The sequence below is a fragment of the Rossellomorea aquimaris genome (genome assembly GCF_020171925.1).
GTDB classification, from domain to species: Bacteria; Bacillota; Bacilli; order Bacillales; family Bacillaceae_B; genus Rossellomorea; species Rossellomorea aquimaris_F.
This window is the reverse complement of the sequence record NZ_JAIVAR010000001.1, coordinates 711,672-729,900: the sequence shown is the minus strand read 5'-3', so window position 1 is coordinate 729,900 and position 18,229 is coordinate 711,672. Positions and strand designations below refer to the sequence as shown.

The following is an 18,229-nucleotide window of genomic DNA, read 5'->3' as shown; positions in this document are numbered from 1 at the left end:
TTTCTGTAAAATGGGGAAAAGTACAACAATTAAAAGCAGTTCTCACTCGATTTTGAGTAAATCATGAAGTAAGGAACTGTTCTGGCAAACGAATTCATTCTCCCGAGGGGGTATTATACGATGTGAAAAAAATATATTATCAAAACCGGACCCCATATTATCAAAACTCAGGATATATTATCAAAAAGCACCTTTTATTATCAAAAATAGAAATTTATTATCAAAACTCTAGTTCATGCTCACATGATACCCCAATGTGTATCGTGGTCCACAGACACTGGTCCCACCACACCACCATCTACACCAAAAGTAGTAGAAAAATTCAGAACAATCGCCGATACCTCACTCCCAACAATCAAATAGACTAAAAGAGAAGTAAAACTGGGAGGAATCATAATGAAAAAATTCATTTGTACCACATGCGGTGTTCAATATACAGAAAGCAATCATGAGCCGGACCATTGCCACATTTGTGAAGAGGAAAGACAATATGTGAATCCGGAGGGGCAATCATGGAAGACACTAGACGAAATGGTTCAAAGCGGCCAGTATAAAAATGTGATTACGAAAGAGGAAAAGGGTCTTTATAGCATCAAGACGACGCCATCATTCGGTATTGGCCAAACTGCGTATTTAATTGTCGGAGAAGAACGCAATATCCTGTGGGACTGCATTACATATCTTGATCCGTACACAATTGAGTTTATAGGATAATTGGGCGGGATTGATGCCATCGCCCTTTCACATCCCCACTACTACTCAACACAAGCAGACTGGGCCGAAACCTTTAATGCACCAATTTACATTCACGAGGATGATCAAGAGTGGGTCATGGAACCGAGCGAAGCCATCCAATTATGGAACGGTGAAGTAAAGGAGTTGTCTGGAGAAATAAAACTTCATCGTCTAGGGGGACATTTCAAGGGAGGGGCGGTGCTTCATTGGCGTAATGGAGACGAAGGTAGAGGAATCCTTCTGAGTGGCGATATCATTCAGGTGGTTCAAGATACAGGCTGGGTCAGTTTTATGTACAGCTACCCGAACCTCATCCCGCTGCCGGCGAAGAAAGTACAAGAGATGGCAAGGAAAGTAGAAGAGGTCCCATTTAATAAATTGTATAACGCATTTCATAAACTAGTGAAAGAAGATGCGGGCGGGGCAGTCCAACGATCTGCGGACCGATATATCAAAGCACTTTCAGGCGAGTTATTTTCTACATGATTACTTGAAACACCAGCAAAGGAAGCAAACCGCTTCCTTTTTTCATTTTTCTAAAAAATAGAAGGTAATATCTGGTACACTAGCAGAAGAGGTGATCAATGATGGAACCGAAATGGCTACAGTGGGCAAAAGAACTGCAATCCATCTCACAGGCTAGTTTGACATACTCCAAAGACGTGTATGATTTGGAACGGTTCAAACGGATCCGAGAGATCAGTGTTGAAATCATGTCGACTTATACAGCTTTAAATGCGAGCAAAATTAAAGATTTATTTGCAAATGAAACAGGATATGCAACACCTAAAGTGGATATCCGGGCAGTCATCTTCAGGGAAGGAAAGATCCTGATGGTCAGGGAAAATACGGATGGCGGGTGGTCCCTTCCCGGAGGCTGGGGTGATATCGGTCTTACACCAGGTGAGGTTGCAGTGAAAGAAGTAAAGGAAGAATCCGGCTTTGACGTCAAGGCAGTCAAATTGTTGGGCGTCCTCGACAAAACGTGCCACCCGCACCCGCCATCTCCTTACCATGTATATAAACTATTCATTCTGTGTGAAATCGTCGGCGGCAACGCTGTGGAGGGGATTGAAACAAGTGCGGTAGGGTTTTTCCGTGAAGATGAACTTCCGCAACTGTCAATTGATAGGAATACAGAATCACAGATACATATGATGTTCAAGCACTTGCATCATCCGGGAGAAGAGGTGTTTTTTGATTGAATGGTAAGGGGCAAAACGATATGACAACCAAATACGTAAACTGGGGAAAGTCAAAAGTGAAATTAACGTGGACTCGTGCAGAAACACTCCCACCGAGAGAACTGATCACAAGTGTTCATGGATTTTGCTTCAAGGATGAAAGGTTATTATTGGTCAATCTTGATCATAGAGGATGGGATTTTCCTGGAGGCCACATCGAGGACGGAGAAACCGCTGAAGAATGTTTGAAGCGTGAAGCGTTTGAAGAGGGGTATGTGACAGGGGACTGCAGGCTATTGGGACATATCACCGTCGATCATCATGAAAACCCGAACTGGGATCGTAGCGGCCCTTATCCGATTGTAGGCTATCAAGCATTCTACCACATGGACATCAAAGAGTTACATGAGTTCAAAGCCGGGTATGAGTCCCTTGAAAGGACCTTCATAAAACCAAGTGAAGTAGAGGTTTACTATAAAGCATGGAACGAGCTGTACCAAGACATTCTGGATGATGCGCTCAACCACACAGGGGGTAGACTGGATGACAATTGATACACCATTTTTCAGCTTGCATCGTTTATGTGATGGGGTATATGCATCCATCGCAAAACCGGGACAAGGCGCATGGAGCAATGCAGGAATTGTTGACTTAGGGGAAGAGTTACTTGTGTTTGATTCGCACAGTACCCCATCTGCCGGAATTAAACTTAGGAGACAGGCCGAAGAAATGACAGGGAAAACGGTGAAGTACCTTGCGAACAGTCATTATCATGGAGACCACGTCTTCGGAAATCAGGCATTTCAGAACGCGACGATCATTTCCACTCCACTTACTAGAGAACTAAGCGAAGAACATAATAAGATTGGAGATTTAGAGCAAGAAGACCTGGATATGCAGCAGTATCTTCTTGCACTGAAGAATCAGATTCCACGAACTAAAGAATCGATTCGTAAGGAAAGTTTACTGAATCAGTATCATGAAATGACAAACGTGTACGAAGACTTGCGATCCTTGAAACAAACGTTGGCAACCGTCCTGTTTGATAAAAAATTGGTGATCAGAGGTTCAGAGAGAATTGTGGAGCTGCATTGCTTGGGCGGCGGTCATACACCGAGTGATACATTTATGTACCTGCCACAAGATGGAATCGTCTTTATGGGTGATCTCTTGACGGAAAAGTTGCATGTACCGATTCACAACCCTGAAGCGTTTTTATCGATATTGAAAGAAGTGAGAACGATGCCCGTTCATACGCTCGTTCCAGGACATGGGAACGTAGGAGGCATGGGCATGATTGATGACCTAGCTGACTATCTATTGATGATCATGCAGAGCGTCCAGGGGGCGCAGAGAAGAAATCAATCACTGGACGAACTGATTGCTGAATTCATTGCACCTGACATTTATAAAGAGTGGAAAGGTGTAAAAGGCATTGATGCCAACCTGTCCAGTGTATATGACTTTTTGTCCAAGGAGGAAAACACATGAAGGCATTGTCTGTGAAAAACGGAACGACTTTTGACATCCGAGAATTTGAAGAAGCTGATTTTGAAAAGGTTCATCAATTGAACGTTGAAGAGGAATGGAACAATCTTGTAAAGAAAAAGGATAGCACGAAGAATGCATGGTTGCATTCAAACCTAAGCTTGCTCGTTTGTGATGGGGAAACGCTTGTTGCATACATAAGGGGATTAACCGATGAACATGTGACGACCTACATCACGGAATTGTTGGTCAACAAACGTTACCGTGGACTGGGCGTCGGGACAGAGCTCCTGAACTATGTTCATCATCTTTATCCAAAAACGAGAATCGACATGTTGGCTTCCTCAACATCGCGGTCATTTTATGAAGAAAACCGATTCAGGGCGTTTAATGGGTATAGGAAAACGATAGAAGAATACTGAGTGGTAATCAGATTTTTATTCGTATAAATAAGATTTTTCGATAAGTGGCATGCATTTCGTGAAAGTGGAATGGAAGTGCATGATTTGGCACGCATTTTAGGCATGGGGGAATGTGATCTTGAAATGTGGAACGGAATATCGCAATGTTGCGTGAATCCTTCACTATTTTATCATCAGAAGAACGGTATGACCCCTACAGTAGAACATTGTAAAACGAGTTAATTCGGGTCAATTGTGCTCAATTCATCCATGTGTTGAGTACTTTTCAAGGAGTTGGTGATTTGACTAATCTAAAGCACAGATTGCACGAAAAGAATATGACCCTACTAAAAAAAGAGATCATAACCGGCGCACACGCAGGACAAATCTGTCGAATAACTGTCCTTGATGAAAATGGCCGGGAACAAAGGTTAATCTATAAAGAATTCGCCTCCAGTCGTAACAACGAAATCTTTATTTTTTCTAAACTGCATCCCATTCTGTATCCTCTAAGTAAAGTGGTGGACATTTGGGATACAGCCCCTGAAGCCATTTTGATGAGCGACCTGAAAGCACCTGTAAAAAAAGACTTCAACCTTTTAGACAATCAAGCCAAAAAAGATCTCTTATCAAATATTTTAGAAAGATTGGCAGCTTTACATACTGATGATCACAACGGGAGCATTAGTGATTTACCCACACATGAAATGAGCTCGGAGTGGTTGGAATGGTGTCTTGACCAATTAGACCGGTTATGTTCTGAACATCAGTGGGCCGATACTAGTTGGGCTAAAACCATTACCAATGCATATAGAAAGCTTAATATAGAACATTACAAAACTCGTTGTCCACACGTCATCACCCACGGAGATCCCCACCTCGAGAACATCTTTTATCAGAATGGGCAGATTTGGTTCATTGATTGGGAGTGGGCTGCAAGCGGATCCCCGTTGAGGGACATCACGATTTTGTGCCAAGATCTTTATGATAGGGATTTGATTCAGTTTGTAAGAGATTCCTATAGAACGATCGCAAAAAAACATGCCCTCTCGTTTTCAGACAAAGATTACAACCAAGATTTCACTTACCTTTACATCGACCATACCTCCATGATGCTGGCCTGGGAAATTGAGAAGTTTCTGCAAGGTCACACCAATGAAGAAAACATAAAAAAGATGATCAGATTTAAGGTAGCAGAAATTGAAAGGGTAGCAAATGGTAAAGGAGATGCTATATGAAAGGATTACTCATAAAATCACCATGGATCGATCTTATTTTGGAAGGAAAGAAGACCTGGGAGATCAGAGGTTCCAACACAAAAACTCGTGGTAGGATCGCACTGATAAAAAGTGGATCTGGCATGATAGTTGGCGAGGTCAACCTTACTGATTGCAAGGAATTGTCCCTATCAGATTATCAACACAGACGGGAATTTCACTGCGTTGATAGCGAAGCATCTACAGAATTACCTTATAAAAAAACATACGCCTGGGTGTTCGAAAAGCCGATCATTTACCATGAACCGATTCCGTACACACATCCGCTCGGGGCAGTTATCTGGGTCAAACTCCCAGAAGAAGTTAAGACTTGCGAATAACGTGGAAAGAAAAGGCATGTGATCCTAATGATTAAAGTGTTTGGTGAAAAAAGGGAAGGTGTCGAATACAGGACGAGAAAAGGCGTTTATGGTGTCATCCTTAATCATGAAACGGACGAACTTTTGACTGTCCGTGATCGGTTAGGGAATCACTTTTTGCCAGGTGGTGGTTTAGAAGAAGGTGAAACGCATTATGAGTGCATCCAAAGGGAGATGCTTGAAGAAACTGGGTATTTGCTTTCCGTAAAGAATTATATTGGCCATTCACAGAGAACCTTTTTCTCTTCTAATAATGAGCCATTGTTGAGTGATGGTTATTTTTATGAAGGTAGATTACTACATAAAGTACAAGAACCATTGGAAGCGAATCAATGTCCAGTGTGGGTCGCGATTATGGATGCAAAACAGCTACTATTTCATGAGCATCATGATTGGGCAGTCAGTAAAGCGTTGGGAAATTGACTATTAGTAAGGAAACATGATAGAGGTGGATAACATGTCAAATTTTAAAGTGAAAGTGGTTCAGACCAGGGGAAATTCATTTGAGAATGGGTTGAAGATAGGTACCCATTATAAGAACAATCCCATTTTAGCATCATTAAAATCAATCACAAAACCTGAAATCGATTATGAAAACATGAAGTCAATTTTCACAGCATATTCTCCACATTTGTTAGATGAGTTAGAGGGGTTGTCAGAAAGTATTGGAATCTCATTAAATAGAACCGCATCGTTATTTAGTGGTTATGATTTACCAAGAGTCGAAGCTATGGGATGTTCGGCATTGATTACTAACGAATACTACGTGAGAAATTACGACTTTTCACCGCTCTTTTACGATGGTTTATTTACATTGACACAGTCCACTTCTTCGTATGCTTCAGCAGGTTATAACCTTCAAGGTATTGGAAGGCATGATGGGGTCAATGAACATGGACTTGTGGTAGGACTCCACTTTGTAAATAACAATGAACACGCGAAAGGTATGTCTGCGTGGACTACAATCAGAATGATTCTTGATACCTGTTCAACGGTTAATGAAGCCATTTCATTGTTAAAAGAGATTCCACACTCAGCTTCTTATAATTTTTCTATGGGTGACCCAAAAGGAAATCTAGCAGTCGTTGAGACGAGTCCAGAAAAAATCCTGATAAGAGATCAAGTAGATTCGTTATCCTGTACAAATCACTTTCAACATGAAATGCATGTTCATAAAAATAGGCAATCAATTGATAGTTCAGTGACAAGGGATCAGTATATGCAAGATTTAATGAAAGTTGGATTGTCACAGTATGATTTATTCGAAAAATTCTCTTCCAAATATTCACCACTTTTTTATCGTAATTATGATGAATTATTTGGAACCCTTCACACTTTTTCATACTCTTTCAAAAATGGAATAGTATTGACGGCAATCGCTCAAAGTGAACAACTGTTCGAGGTGGATTTTAAAGAATGGGTGAGGGGAAATGGAATAAGAGACGTCATACTAGAAGGTAAAATAGAGAATAGATAAAATGTTCTCTCGTTTATAAATACCATACTATTATTATGTGAACAATTGAGGGGTGTAGGATGAACAATCTAATGAAAATACTCTCATTGAGCAAACCAATTATTCAAGCTCCGATGGCAGGTGGTGCGACGACCCCGACACTTGCAGCTGCTGTTAGTAAGGAAGGGGGGCTCGGCAGTCTGGCATCCGGCTATCTGACGCCTGAGATGCTCGAGGAACAGCTGATCGAGATGACGCATTTGACTGACCGTGCGTTTCAAGTGAATCTCTTTGTCCCCAAGAAAGAAGAAGTTCCTTCAGAACAGAAGATTCAAAAATGGAAAGAGATCGTCCCTTTTGCAGATAAAGCAAAGCCGTTTCCCACCATGGAAGAGGAGTGGAAAGACTTTTATAGCAAGGTAGCCTTGCTTGTGAAGCATCGTGTGAACGTTTGTTCATTCACTTTTGACCTTCCACCTGAAGATGCGGTGAATACGTTGAAAGCAGCAGGCTGCTACCTACTTGGAACGGCATGTTCAGTGGAAGAAGCGGTTCTGATGGAGCAGCGGGGAATGGATGCAGTGATCCTTCAGGGAGCTGAAGCGGGGGGACATCAGGGGGCGTTTCTGCCTTCTACTGAACCGGTTGCCTTGATGCCGCTTCTCTCAAAAACGGTCGAGCATATCTCTATTCCTGTTATTGCGGCAGGCGGAATATCCGATCGGAGACGAGTTCAGACGGCACTTGAACAAGGGGCACAATGCGTGCAGATCGGAACCGCGTTTCTGATTTGTGAAGAAAGCAGTGCTCACCCTGTTCATAAACAACAGATTTTGTCAGCCACCGGAAACCACACCCGATTGACGAAAGTTTTTTCCGGAAAAGAAGCGAGGGGCATTGTGAATGATTGGATGGAGGATCATGTGGATCTTGAGGAGGAAACCCTTCCGTATCCTTACCTGAATACATTGACCAAACCGATGCGGCAGGAGGCTGCAAATAACAGCGACCCTTCCCACATGTCATTGTGGGCAGGAGAAGGTGTGGATTCTTTGAAAAAAGAGATGACTGTCCGGGAATTGATTAGAGATTTGTTGGAGGAAGAGTAAGCTATTGAATACTAGGAAGGGAGGCAAATCATACGATGAACATCTTACAAATCGACCAATCAAAGCTTAGTGATTACGCAACCATTTCGATCGCATTCGAAGTAAAAGATAAGCTCCATGTTGCCCCTGTCGGCAACGGGCTGGGAGGACTACAATTGGTTAAAATACCATGTACATCTTATGTAAAGGACTATGACCTTTTACCGGACTGTCATCCCAAAAGCTGGCCGAAACAATTTGACTTGGAGACATGGGGACTATTTATCGCAGTAGAGGATGATCAGTACATCGGTGCGGCTGCGGTCGCTCCCGAAATGGAAGGGTTCAAGGGAAATACATCTATATTATGGGATTTACGGGTCCACCCAAATGCGCGGGGTAGGGGAGTTGGTGAAGAATTAATTGAAGCGGTGGTTCAGTGGTCTGTTGAAAGAGGCTACGGAACCTTATTGGTTGAAACTCAAAATGTGAACGTGCCCGCGTGTACTTTTTATTCTAAAATGGGGTTCGTCTTGGGAACCGTAGACGCCCATGGTTATAATGATCCGCTTGTGGAGGATGAAGTGAAATTGCTGTGGTACAGGGACATCTAATTATTTTTTGGGGAGTGAATGGAAAGGTCCTCCAAGAAGATCCACGCGGTATGCGATGGTTTTCACGCAAGCATGCTTAAGATCGAGCTCGAGCTGCAAACCATGGCAGATGATAGTGAGGTGTGGGTGGGCTGATTTTGGCCGGATTTAGTTTTAAAAAAGGACGGCGTCAGATTCTGCAACAGGACCTGGCGCCGTCTCATCTATTTAGGTTGACTTTTGTCTTGAAGTAACAAGGCTGTATGTAGCGACCCTGTCAATTTTTTATGCCTGCTGCATAAAATGGACCGTTCATCGTGATGGTGGATAAGATCCTGCCCATTTCTTCCGGCGATTCTTTTCTCCCGCTGTTCAGCCATTGCTGAATGACCCCAAGATGGGCTGAGGAGATATAAGAAGCGAGATATTCACCGGGAACGAGGAGCTTTTCTTCTTTGATCAATGTATCTGAGTGCTTTTCGTAAATGGTGTTCCACATGAAGTTCTTTAGCCTCGTCTGGAAGGCGAGGTCACCATACGGTCCAAGGACCGCCTGCATGAAACGGCTGTTTTGGTTCAGGTATTCGAAAAGTAAAATAGCCGTCTTAAATGGCTTGAGCGTAGTGGAACTGTTTTCTAAGCTTTCGATCATGTCAGGGTAATTTTCCTTCACGATCCCCGCCATTTCATTGATCACTTCCTCCTGACATTTATTCATCAAGTCATATTTATCTTGATAATGGGCATAAAATGTACCGCGATTGATCTTTGCCCTAGTGGTTAGATCCTTCACTTTGATCGCGTCGAATCCTTTTTCTTCTATTAAATCAACCAACGCTTCACGAATGGATTCTCTCGTCCTGATGACGCGTAAATCAGTCTCCAACGAACGCATGTTAATTCCTCCTTCACTTTTAACGTACATAATGATTAAAGATGTTCAATAAACGACAGTTCTGATGTTTTTGATCATTGAGTGGGAGCTCGTCCCCACTATATAATGTGAACTATAATAAACAACACGTTGTTCATTATTATAACCCATCTGTAAGGAGGAGCAAACGATGTTTAAGAACAAATTAGTACTTCTGTCGCCCATCATCGCATTGGCCATCGTCTTCATTTTTTCATTAACATTATTCCCATCTGTACAACCACAGCCGAAGAATTTACCGATTGCGATCGTCAATCAAGACCAAGGTACGGAAATTACTGATCAGACGAAACTCAATGTTGGCAGCAGCATGGTCGAAATGGTCAAAAAACAATCAAAGACCACACAGGGCGAAGACCCGGCAATCAAATGGGTGGAAGTCGATTCAGTCAAAGCCGTCCAACAGGGATTGGATGATCAACAATATTACGCTGCACTGGTCATTCCGGAAGATTTTAGCGCCAAGCAAGCGTCACTTCGAACCGCAACGCCATCTTCTTCCGATATTCAACTATACATCAATCAGGGAATGAACCCAGCAGCAGCCAATATGGCGGGACAAATGTTGAATGGAATCGTCGATCAGATGAACAATACAGTCCGGGCACAGCTATTGGAGGGCTTCAAAGCTAGTGGGACCATGCTTACACCTGAACAGGCATCTCTCATCTCATCCCCGATCAACAAAAACGTTATATACGTCAATGAAATCGGAACGAACAGTGCGAATGGGAATGCCCCTGTTACCTTATTTCAGCCACTATGGATTGCCAGCATGGCAAGTGCAGCCATCCTTACAATCGCAATAAGTAAAGTACCGGTCACAAGGAGAAGAGAGAAAGTCCTTACAAAAGCAGGGCAAATCGGGGTAGGTGCCGTCGTAACATTTGTCATTGGTTTCGGTTTAACATCGATTGTAAACTGGATGGTCGGCTTATCGATTCCTCATTTCTTCGATACGGCCATGTTTCTGTGGCTGACATCATTCTGTTTTTTCCTCATGATTTCGGCCGTTCTCTCGGTACTAGGGATCCGAGGGATTGCCGTCTTTGCCCTGCTGTTGTTCTTCGGTGCCCCATTACTCGCAATGGCACCGGAAATGCTATCGTCATTTTATAGGGAGTGGGTCTATTCATGGCTGCCGATGCGATTCATGGTGGAAGGGCTTAGGAAACTGTTCTTCTTCGGGGAAGGACTGTCTTGGGAAATCCTATCGAATCTCGTGTGGATCGGTGCCGTAAGTGTGACTGTCATCCTCGCTACGGGACTCAAACGGAAGCAGGATAATGAGGTTAAAAACAAAGGGTCGGTCATAGCAGAGGAAGTTTAGAGAACAAGAACAGAGCAGTGGGATATCTTCCACTGCTTTTTATGTTGATCGAAACATCTGTTGATTATCCGTGATAATTAGAAAATATAGGAAGAATGATAGGAAAATATGGTATGATAAGTGAAGAAATCCTATCATTGTTCAGAGCATCCAGATATCACTATTTCAGGAGGATCGATTCGTTTGAAGAACTTATTGATTTTATTACTTGCAGTTTGGTTTTTAACCGGTTGCAATGAACAGAATCTTAAAGATGGAGATGAGCAGATAACTGAAGCGATGGATGCGGCTATTTCCGACTATATTCTTGAAAAAAATGAGGATGCATTTGCTCCGACTGAAAAGCAATTTGAAGTACATAGGGTATATGGTACGAGTGAAACTCAAGGGACCATCAGCGTTTACATGTGGTCTTATTATGGTGGTTTTAACAGAGCAACCGGTACGGAAACCCAATCAGGGCATTCAATGCCTCTTGTCATTCGAATGAGTAAAAACAACGACGAATATTCGGTCATCGAATACATTGAACCGGAAGACGGCAGCCGGTATCAGCCTTCTCTGAAGAAAATGTTTCCCAGACGATACTTGAAATTTGCAGAGAGAGATGCTGGGAATTTAGGAGAATTACAAAAGGAAATGGACAAAAAAGTGAAGAGATGGTTGGAAAGTCAGGCTTAGGGGTTTATACGCCCCTAAGCCTGTTTTTTTATGGAAGATACCCCTTGCTCAATCAGGTCAGATTTGAAATAATTGGAAGTGAATGGTTTTTCGTCATTACATACAAGGAAGTGAATACAATGAAGAAGCATACAGCTGTTGCTGTGTTGGCCGTCTTTTTCCTAGGGGCATGCGCAAAAGAACCTGTGGCTGAACCGGATGTATCTGTTTCAAGCAATGGAGGGGAAACGGAGATGGCTGACCATAAGGAAGATGATGATGGGGTACAGCACAATCAAGATGAAGAAGCGGACGTCTCAGCCTACGTGGAAATGAAGGACTACTTGAACCAACATTATGCCATCGAGCATACTCACTATGAAGTGAAGGAATGGATGAACAAGCAAACCGAGAGGACCGAATATACCGTTAAGATCCTTCCGGATACAAAAACATATGGAAAAGAAATCAATGAAATCTTGAAAAGCGGTTCGAAGGTTTCCCCTGATGAAGATGAAAGAACACATGAAATGTTCGAAAAGGCCGAATTAATAATGAATGAATTGACAGACAAGGAGCGTCATATCGATTCCGTCAGTTGGGTATCGTACGATGGAGAATTCACCGTGGTACTGAGACAAGACTATGAAAATAGCGATCTCAAAGCAGGGAAGAGCAAACATGAAAACACCCTTTCACCCTTTACGGCCAAACAGATTGAATACGCCCGCGTTTGGAGGCAGCTTGGCCCGAATCAGGACATCGACGGCTTGTATGTGCGCCACATTCCGGCCGGAACCGCGCTCGACACCAAGAATGGCAGCAGGACTGTCTATCCAGAAGATGTGATCCAATTATCGGGATCCCGCCTGGTAGATGGCTCCGTCACCTATAGCGGGAACGGCGACGGCAGTATTAACATATACAACGTTCCGTTGAGATGGTACGGTGGATCGCCACCACCAGAGGATATCGACAAAGACAAAGTCGAGGAGGAAATGGAAGAGTTATTGGAGAACATTGAGCTCGTTTACATCAAACGGGGGGATGATGAAGAAATCGCTCAGTTGATTGGATTGATTGAGGAGTAAGGAGTGATGTTTCATTTTAAAAATGAATCTAACAATCTTCCTGATCATGGTAGCCATGATGGGGTGTTCAACCAATGAAGTGCCCCAAACACCTGACGATCAATTACTCGTAGAGGACTGGAACCAGTTAAAAGAAGAACGAAAAACGGAAATCATTAAAAAAGTATATGAGCAGGAACGAATCGTTCAGAGTGAAGAAAACTTTCAAGAAAGGAAAGGCTTCTTGATTGCCTTATTTGACAAAGCCTTTACCATCACTCCAGATCAAGAGGAAAACTTGCTTGAAGCGATGAAAGAATTTATTCATGACAGGAACATAACAAAGGGGGAATGATCTTGAGTAATGCTGTATTTATCGCGATATTCTCTACGTTTATGGGTGGACTGACTTGTTTGCTTGTTGTGCTGAGGAAACGAAATAGGAAGAAGGGGTAAAATGAGATCTAGTTTGGGGCGTATAAGTATGAAGACAAGTAGGGTGTGTAATAAACAAATGATTTATGTCCCTTGATCACTATATTGATGCATTGGTATAAATTGATTGTAAAATTCGAAACTACCGAAACGGACATATTAAGAATGGAGATGACAAAATGACAAACGATTTCTATTGTGATGAAGTACTAAGTGGCAACACAGAAGTAAATAAAGTACTTGAAACAGATAACGTATTGGCTTATCACCATACACGTCCATTCTATCCTGTACATATTGTAGCGATACCGAAAAAACATATTCCCTCATTAATTGCACTCAAGGACCATGACAATGAGCTGCTGCTAGAATTATTAGGCGTGATCAGGAAAATAGCCGCCATGGTTACCGAAGAGCACGGTGCATGCCGTGTGATTACAAACATTGGGGAGTATCAAGATTCGAAGCATTTGCATTGGCATATCGTTTCTGGGAAGCCGTTTGGATGAAATAAACACCAAAACGAAAGTGAGGTGACACCATGACCATAAAAGGACTTAATCATTTCCTGTTTTCTGTCTCTGATCTGGAGGAATCGATCTCATTTTATAAAGACGTGTTTGAGGCGACATTATTAGTGAAGGGCAGGAAAACGGCTTACCTTGATGTTAACGGAATGTGGTTTGCCTTGAATGAGGAGAAGGAAATCCCACGTAACGAAATCCATCAATCTTACACCCATGTTGCTTTTTCCATCGACGATTTTGATCAAATGCACGACAAGCTAACAAAATTAAATGTGCATATCCTGCCAGGTCGCCCGAGAGATGAGAGAGATAAAAAGTCCATTTATTTTACCGACCCCGATGGCCACAAATTCGAATTCCATACAGGTACTCTTCAAGATCGTTTGGAGTATTATCGGCAAGAGAAAACGCATATGGAGTTTTTTGAGTAAGCTTGTAAAACGTTCTACCAAATTCAATTATTAGTAAATACATAAATAGTGGAGAGATTTATGAAAACATGTGAAATAAACCAAATTACAAACCTCTTCGATGTAGATTTATCCCAGCTACTGAAAGAAAGCAAACAAGAAGGTTTCCGCTTCATCGAACGATTGGTTGATGACTACGAAAGCGCCGTCAACACGTTCAGCCTTCCTGGTGAATGTCTATTCGGAATATTTCATGAAGAAGATAAGCTGGTTGCAATCGGCGGATTGAATACAGACCCGTATTCAGAAGAAGACAATGTAGGCAGACTGAGAAGGTTTTATGTTAGTAGAGAGTTTCGTCGATCTGGTTTAGGTAGACTTTTGGTGAGAAGGATCTTAAAGGAAGCTGAAAAGCACTATTGAATACTTGTTCTCCATACAGACACAGAACAGGGAAGTCGCTTCTATAAGTCGATTGGATTTACGGAGGACCTTGATCATCCTCATTCCACACATGTTATGGTGCTATAACCAATGCATGGGAAATAGGGGACTCTAGTAGCGTGGATACCGAATGTGGGATATGATGGGGGAAGTACGTGCATGTTCTTAGTTCCCATTCAAACACTTTCTGTAAATGGGGAATATTTTCAGCCAAAATTGTGACATAGGGGAAATCAACCATGACGATTCAAAAACTTAAAAGCATCCTATTCATGATCATCGGGTTCATCGCGCTCCTCTTCGGAATAGCCGGGACTGTATTGCCTGTCTTACCGGGCGGTCCATTCTATTTGCTCTCTGCCTACTGCTTCGCTAAAAGCTCAAAGCGGATCGATGCCTGGTTCAAGAACACGACTATATACAATAAATATGTTGTCACTTTCCTTGAAAAGAAAGGCATGACCAAAAAGGAGAAAATCAGGATCAACGTAACAGCTGATTTCTTCATTCTGTTATCCGTGCTTTATGTTGATATTCTTTTCGTACGAATTATCCTCATCTTACTTGCACTTTATAAACATTACTACTTTATTAGAAAAATAGAGACCCTTCCTTCTGAGTCGGAATTGAAAGGGAAAGGGTAATACTGAAAACCCCGCAAAGTGGCATGCGGGGGTTTTTTTATAAAGATAGAAGTGTGTGAAATTAGAATGATTCTAATAAGAGCATATATTGGGAAATTGGAGCATAAATCCTGAGAATGGAGCATAAATTTCAAAATTGGAGCATATTTTCTCAGTTAGGAGCATAAACCTCTAAATTGGAGCATAAATTCATTGTCGGTCCTCTCCAAACGTGATAAGACACTCATTTCAACATGAAAAAACCACGTTACGAACCCTTCGAACCTCCAAGTCTACTATTTTCATTAAAAAATCGGATCCCCTATTCAATTTCCAAACAAAAAACCAATAGAATGGAATTTTTTGTTACAATAGACAAATAGATGTAACCTCATCCTCCCCAAAGCGACTAATACAGTAAAAGTGGAGGTGGTTATACATGAAAAAAATGCTGATCGCGGCCGCGCTATTACTTAATCTAACTGCATGCTCAAGCCAACCGCAAGAAGCAAACATTCAAAAAAGCGTTAAACGTAATAACTTGAAAGAGTCAGTGTGGAACCAATTAACGGGAGCAGACAAAGAGCGGATCCATGGAACGTGGGAAAGTGCGAACATACATAAAGTATTCTTAAAAGAATGCTTGCCTTTACATTGGAAGGGAAGACACACCCCTATGCCGGTAAAGAAGTTTATGCCGTTGATTTCCCAACGCGAAGTGGCAACATGATCGTGTACGCAGACCCGTTTACATATGACTATATCGGACAAGGGGTAACGGACTAATCACAGGTTCCCAAAGTCAAAGAGGAGAGAAAACAGATGTACTTTATCGGAATCGTACCGCCACAAAGAGAATTGGACCACATTGAGCAGTTCCAAAGCAGATGGATCCCCCGATCAGGGGTCGAACCCCATATCACCTTGAAAGCGCAAGGGGGACTAGCATCGGATTTGGCGTGGCTCGACAAGATAAAAAAGGTGTGCAGTGATTTCAAGCCATTCAGATTGTCACTGGATAAGCCGAAATACTTCGGGGATAACATCTTGTATTTGAGCGTCAATTCGGCTGATATTCATCAATTGCATCAGAAAATCGTGCAAGCAGTGGCACCGTCAGAAGACTCCATACAACAGTATTTTGAACTTGACGCTTTCGTGCCTCACTTGACTCTCGGTAAAGAAGCGTATGGCGGGAGCATTTCTTCTGGTCTGACAAAATCTGAACTGAGAGAAATGGAGAAGGCTGCTGAAGTAGAATTAACGCCATATCCGGAGTTTGATGTGAATTTTATTAGAGTGTATGAATTGAACATTGAAGAGCAGAGGTACATTAAGTATTTGGACATTTTCTTAGGGGAATGACGAAATAGAATGATAGATATCACAAATTAAAAACTCTACCGAATAAGGTTAACTACTTACTAATTAAGCTTAGAGAAAACTCCCTCTAAGCTTTTTATTTTTATCATACACATCATACAAACCCCCATTTGAAATCTTTTCCACCAATTCTGGATATATATGTTAAGATGAAGGTGCTAATAAAGATACCGAGGTGCTCCAGTGAACAATTCATTCATAAGGGGAACGTTCTTCCTAACCGCAGCGACCCTGATTTCGAAAGTACTAGGCTTCATCTATATCATACCGTTTACTGCTCTGGTCGGGACAAAAGGGTACATCTTATATAAATATGCTTACAGCCCTTATACCATTTTGTTGAGCATTTCCACGATTGGTCTTCCGCTTGCAGTATCAAAGGTCGTGTCGAAATATAATGAACTAGGAAACTATCGGTTGGGGTTGACTCTATTACGATATGGGATGTATTTGATGATTGGAAGCGGCATCCTTTCATTCCTAGCATTGTATTCATTTGCTCCACTCCTGGCAGGGTTCGTTATTGACCCGAATGATCCAACAGGAAATTCACGAGAGGATGTACAGTTTGTAATACGGCTTGTCAGTTTTGCCTTGTTGATCATCCCGGCGATGAGTATCTTTCGGGGATACTTCCAGGGAAGTCAATCGATGGGACCATCCGCAATGAGCACGGTAGTCGAGCAGGTCGTAAGGATTCTTTTCATCCTGGTAGGTGTATATGTCGCCATTCACATACTGCACAGCACGCTTAGAGATGCCGTCGGGCTTGCGGTGTTTGCTGCATTTGTGGGTGGGATTGCTGGGTTTGCTGTTTTGTTGATCGTCTTTTATAAACGGAGGAATTTAATCAGGCAGCAAAGGGATCGAAGCCCGAATAATGAAGATCTCCATGTCCGCTCAATGTTCAAAGAGCTGATCGGGTATGCCATTCCGTTTGTGCTGGCGGGCTTGGCCATCCCGATTTATCAGAATATCGATACGTTCACGATCAATCGGACCTTTCAATCGATCGGTTATCGGTTGGCCGATGCAGAAAATGTCAATTCAGTCATTGGTCTTGCTCAAATTCTCGTCATGGTTCCCGTCTCATTGGCTACGGCCTTTGGGATGTCCCTGATTCCGGGTATCACATCCGCCTACACAAGCGGCCGAATGAAGGATGTCCATACAAAGATCACCCAGACAATTATCCTTTTGATGTTCTTTACCTTACCGGCAGCTTTAGGTTTGTGTGTCCTGGGAAAACAGGTTTACACGGTTGTATTCGGACTGGGAAATAGTCCTGCATTAGGGGGCAAAATCCTCCAATGGTATTCACTGGCCGCCGTTGTCTTTGCGCTTTTTACCGTTACGGCTGCCATCCTCCAAGGGATCAATAGGCAAAGGAAACTGATCGTCGGTCTTACTCTTGGCGTTCTTTTGAAAATTGTTTTGAATGTGGGATTGGCACCCTATTTTGAAGAAATCGGCCCGATTTTGGCTACATATGCCGGCTTCACGGTATCGATTTTATTTAACGTGATGGTGATCAAAAAGGCCATCCAATACAAACTGAGACAGTTATTCAAACCACTGAGTGAAATCGTCTTATTGGCTGCGCTGATGACTGTTGTTGTATGGATTGTGAGTTCACTATCCGGAAATTGGCTGCCGGATTCGTTAAGCATGTATTCACGTTCACTAGTGATAACGATCCAATCCGTCTTCACGGGGGCTGTCTTATACTTAGGGATTGGAATGAGGCTACGTGTGGGGAAGGAAATGCTGAAGATACGAAGAGGTAGTGATCAATAATTCATTCTTTCATTATTCAAAACCATAGAATTAAA

General features: G+C 42.4%; 22 protein-coding genes and 2 pseudogenes. 22 read left to right on the top strand and 2 right to left on the bottom strand.

The genetic code is table 11. The features are described 5' to 3' along the window. Positions 1-396 precede the first annotated feature (396 nt). The 11 genes and pseudogenes from LCM10_RS03730 to LCM10_RS03680 all read left to right on the top strand — a co-directional run bounded on the left by LCM10_RS03730 (position 397) and on the right by LCM10_RS03680 (position 8,602). Positions 397-1,221 (top strand): annotated as a pseudogene (locus LCM10_RS03730) (MBL fold metallo-hydrolase). Between the two features lie 101 nt (positions 1,222-1,322). After that, the gene (locus LCM10_RS03725) at positions 1,323-1,940 is read left to right on the top strand and encodes an NUDIX hydrolase (RefSeq protein ID WP_224875588.1); all 618 of its coding nucleotides are present in this window, start codon (positions 1,323-1,325) and stop codon (positions 1,938-1,940) included. Between the two features lie 20 nt (positions 1,941-1,960). Continuing rightward, positions 1,961-2,473 (top strand): NUDIX hydrolase, encoded by a 513-nt coding sequence (locus tag LCM10_RS03720; protein WP_224874827.1) that lies wholly within the window; start codon positions 1,961-1,963, stop codon positions 2,471-2,473. Next, entirely contained in the window at positions 2,463-3,410 is a 948-nt protein-coding gene (locus tag LCM10_RS03715; protein ID WP_224874826.1) for an MBL fold metallo-hydrolase, read from the top strand. The genes LCM10_RS03720 and LCM10_RS03715 overlap by 11 nt, the downstream gene beginning before the upstream one ends. Further along, positions 3,407-3,829: a GNAT family N-acetyltransferase gene (locus LCM10_RS03710; RefSeq protein ID WP_224874825.1), complete on the top strand. Its 423-nt coding sequence runs from the start codon at positions 3,407-3,409 to the stop codon at positions 3,827-3,829. Before LCM10_RS03715 ends, LCM10_RS03710 begins: the two co-directional genes overlap by 4 nt. Before the next feature lie 281 nt (positions 3,830-4,110). Further along, positions 4,111-5,046 carry an aminoglycoside phosphotransferase family protein gene (locus tag LCM10_RS03705; RefSeq protein WP_224874824.1) on the top strand — a complete coding sequence of 312 codons (936 nt, stop codon included), beginning with the start codon at positions 4,111-4,113 and terminating at the stop codon, positions 5,044-5,046. Continuing rightward, complete coding sequence (locus LCM10_RS03700; protein ID WP_224874823.1) at positions 5,043-5,405, top strand: ASCH domain-containing protein; 363 nt, start codon at positions 5,043-5,045, stop codon at positions 5,403-5,405. Before LCM10_RS03705 ends, LCM10_RS03700 begins: the two co-directional genes overlap by 4 nt. A 27-nt stretch (positions 5,406-5,432) precedes the next feature. Beyond that, positions 5,433-5,867: an NUDIX domain-containing protein gene (locus tag LCM10_RS03695; protein ID WP_224874822.1), complete on the top strand. Its 435-nt coding sequence runs from the start codon at positions 5,433-5,435 to the stop codon at positions 5,865-5,867. A gap of 34 nt (positions 5,868-5,901) precedes the next feature. After that, positions 5,902-6,921 carry a C45 family autoproteolytic acyltransferase/hydolase gene (locus LCM10_RS03690; protein ID WP_224874821.1) on the top strand — a complete coding sequence of 340 codons (1,020 nt, stop codon included), beginning with the start codon at positions 5,902-5,904 and terminating at the stop codon, positions 6,919-6,921. 59 nt (positions 6,922-6,980) lie between these two features. Beyond that, positions 6,981-8,009, top strand: a complete 1,029-nt coding sequence (locus tag LCM10_RS03685; protein WP_224874820.1) for a nitronate monooxygenase — start codon at positions 6,981-6,983, stop codon at positions 8,007-8,009. Between the two features lie 35 nt (positions 8,010-8,044). Continuing rightward, positions 8,045-8,602, top strand: coding sequence for a GNAT family N-acetyltransferase (locus tag LCM10_RS03680; RefSeq protein WP_224874819.1), 558 nt, complete (start codon positions 8,045-8,047; stop codon positions 8,600-8,602). 256 nt (positions 8,603-8,858) lie between these two features. Here LCM10_RS03680 and LCM10_RS20820 read toward each other — a convergent pair whose 3' ends face one another. Both LCM10_RS20820 and LCM10_RS20815 read right to left on the bottom strand, forming a co-directional pair. Next, positions 8,859-9,233, bottom strand: coding sequence for a TetR-like C-terminal domain-containing protein (locus tag LCM10_RS20820; RefSeq protein WP_412103375.1), 375 nt, complete (start codon positions 9,231-9,233; stop codon positions 8,859-8,861). A 38-nt stretch (positions 9,234-9,271) separates the two neighbouring features. Beyond that, positions 9,272-9,476 (bottom strand): annotated as a pseudogene (locus tag LCM10_RS20815) (TetR/AcrR family transcriptional regulator); the annotation flags it as partial. A 169-nt stretch (positions 9,477-9,645) separates the two neighbouring features. Between LCM10_RS20815 and LCM10_RS03670 the strand changes: the two are divergent. From LCM10_RS03670 to LCM10_RS03620, 11 genes are all read left to right on the top strand, one after another. Then, positions 9,646-10,845 carry a YhgE/Pip domain-containing protein gene (locus LCM10_RS03670; protein ID WP_224874813.1) on the top strand — a complete coding sequence of 400 codons (1,200 nt, stop codon included), beginning with the start codon at positions 9,646-9,648 and terminating at the stop codon, positions 10,843-10,845. 183 nt (positions 10,846-11,028) lie between these two features. Continuing rightward, positions 11,029-11,526: a hypothetical protein gene (locus LCM10_RS03665; protein WP_224874811.1), complete on the top strand. Its 498-nt coding sequence runs from the start codon at positions 11,029-11,031 to the stop codon at positions 11,524-11,526. A 119-nt stretch (positions 11,527-11,645) separates the two neighbouring features. After that, positions 11,646-12,596, top strand: coding sequence for a hypothetical protein (locus LCM10_RS03660; protein ID WP_224874810.1), 951 nt, complete (start codon positions 11,646-11,648; stop codon positions 12,594-12,596). Between the two features lie 22 nt (positions 12,597-12,618). Beyond that, a complete protein-coding gene (locus LCM10_RS03655) occupies positions 12,619-12,930 on the top strand; it encodes a hypothetical protein (RefSeq protein ID WP_224874808.1) in 312 nt (103 codons plus the stop codon). Positions 12,931-13,189: 259 nt separating this feature from the next. Beyond that, entirely contained in the window at positions 13,190-13,519 is a 330-nt protein-coding gene (locus LCM10_RS03650; RefSeq protein WP_224874806.1) for an HIT domain-containing protein, read from the top strand. 32 nt (positions 13,520-13,551) lie between these two features. Next, positions 13,552-13,968, top strand: a complete 417-nt coding sequence (fosM, locus tag LCM10_RS03645) for a FosM family fosfomycin resistance protein (RefSeq protein ID WP_224874804.1) — start codon at positions 13,552-13,554, stop codon at positions 13,966-13,968. 60 nt (positions 13,969-14,028) lie between these two features. Further along, the gene (locus LCM10_RS03640) at positions 14,029-14,370 is read left to right on the top strand and encodes a GNAT family N-acetyltransferase (RefSeq protein ID WP_412103358.1); all 342 of its coding nucleotides are present in this window, start codon (positions 14,029-14,031) and stop codon (positions 14,368-14,370) included. Between the two features lie 260 nt (positions 14,371-14,630). Further along, the gene (locus LCM10_RS03635) at positions 14,631-15,035 is read left to right on the top strand and encodes a YbaN family protein (protein ID WP_224874802.1); all 405 of its coding nucleotides are present in this window, start codon (positions 14,631-14,633) and stop codon (positions 15,033-15,035) included. Between the two features lie 418 nt (positions 15,036-15,453). After that, on the top strand, positions 15,454-15,744 hold the full coding sequence (locus LCM10_RS03630; protein ID WP_224874800.1) for a hypothetical protein: 291 nt from the start codon (positions 15,454-15,456) through the stop codon (positions 15,742-15,744). 92 nt (positions 15,745-15,836) lie between these two features. Then, on the top strand, positions 15,837-16,379 hold the full coding sequence (locus LCM10_RS03625) for a 2'-5' RNA ligase family protein (RefSeq protein ID WP_224874798.1): 543 nt from the start codon (positions 15,837-15,839) through the stop codon (positions 16,377-16,379). A gap of 201 nt (positions 16,380-16,580) precedes the next feature. Further along, positions 16,581-18,194, top strand: coding sequence for an oligosaccharide flippase family protein (locus tag LCM10_RS03620; RefSeq protein WP_224874797.1), 1,614 nt, complete (start codon positions 16,581-16,583; stop codon positions 18,192-18,194). The last annotated feature ends 35 nt before the right edge of the window (positions 18,195-18,229 follow it).

Bases quoted from the DNA above. Each gene is read 5' to 3' on its own strand.
- LCM10_RS03725 (WP_224875588.1), top strand. From the start codon at position 1,323: ATGGAACCGAAATGGCTACAGTGGGCAAAAGAACTGCAATCCATCTCA.
- LCM10_RS03720 (WP_224874827.1), top strand. From the start codon at position 1,961: ATGACAACCAAATACGTAAACTGGGGAAAGTCAAAAGTGAAATTAACG.
- LCM10_RS03715 (WP_224874826.1), top strand. From the start codon at position 2,463: ATGACAATTGATACACCATTTTTCAGCTTGCATCGTTTATGTGATGGG.
- LCM10_RS03710 (WP_224874825.1), top strand. From the start codon at position 3,407: ATGAAGGCATTGTCTGTGAAAAACGGAACGACTTTTGACATCCGAGAA.
- LCM10_RS03700 (WP_224874823.1), top strand. From the start codon at position 5,043: ATGAAAGGATTACTCATAAAATCACCATGGATCGATCTTATTTTGGAA.
- LCM10_RS03695 (WP_224874822.1), top strand. From the start codon at position 5,433: ATGATTAAAGTGTTTGGTGAAAAAAGGGAAGGTGTCGAATACAGGACG.
- LCM10_RS03690 (WP_224874821.1), top strand. From the start codon at position 5,902: ATGTCAAATTTTAAAGTGAAAGTGGTTCAGACCAGGGGAAATTCATTT.
- LCM10_RS03685 (WP_224874820.1), top strand. From the start codon at position 6,981: ATGAACAATCTAATGAAAATACTCTCATTGAGCAAACCAATTATTCAA.
- LCM10_RS03680 (WP_224874819.1), top strand. From the start codon at position 8,045: ATGAACATCTTACAAATCGACCAATCAAAGCTTAGTGATTACGCAACC.
- LCM10_RS20820 (WP_412103375.1), bottom strand. From the start codon at position 9,233: ATGATCGAAAGCTTAGAAAACAGTTCCACTACGCTCAAGCCATTTAAG.
- LCM10_RS03670 (WP_224874813.1), top strand. From the start codon at position 9,646: ATGTTTAAGAACAAATTAGTACTTCTGTCGCCCATCATCGCATTGGCC.
- LCM10_RS03660 (WP_224874810.1), top strand. From the start codon at position 11,646: ATGAAGAAGCATACAGCTGTTGCTGTGTTGGCCGTCTTTTTCCTAGGG.
- LCM10_RS03655 (WP_224874808.1), top strand. From the start codon at position 12,619: ATGAATCTAACAATCTTCCTGATCATGGTAGCCATGATGGGGTGTTCA.
- LCM10_RS03650 (WP_224874806.1), top strand. From the start codon at position 13,190: ATGACAAACGATTTCTATTGTGATGAAGTACTAAGTGGCAACACAGAA.
- fosM (WP_224874804.1), top strand. From the start codon at position 13,552: ATGACCATAAAAGGACTTAATCATTTCCTGTTTTCTGTCTCTGATCTG.
- LCM10_RS03640 (WP_412103358.1), top strand. From the start codon at position 14,029: ATGAAAACATGTGAAATAAACCAAATTACAAACCTCTTCGATGTAGAT.
- LCM10_RS03635 (WP_224874802.1), top strand. From the start codon at position 14,631: ATGACGATTCAAAAACTTAAAAGCATCCTATTCATGATCATCGGGTTC.
- LCM10_RS03630 (WP_224874800.1), top strand. From the start codon at position 15,454: ATGAAAAAAATGCTGATCGCGGCCGCGCTATTACTTAATCTAACTGCA.
- LCM10_RS03625 (WP_224874798.1), top strand. From the start codon at position 15,837: ATGTACTTTATCGGAATCGTACCGCCACAAAGAGAATTGGACCACATT.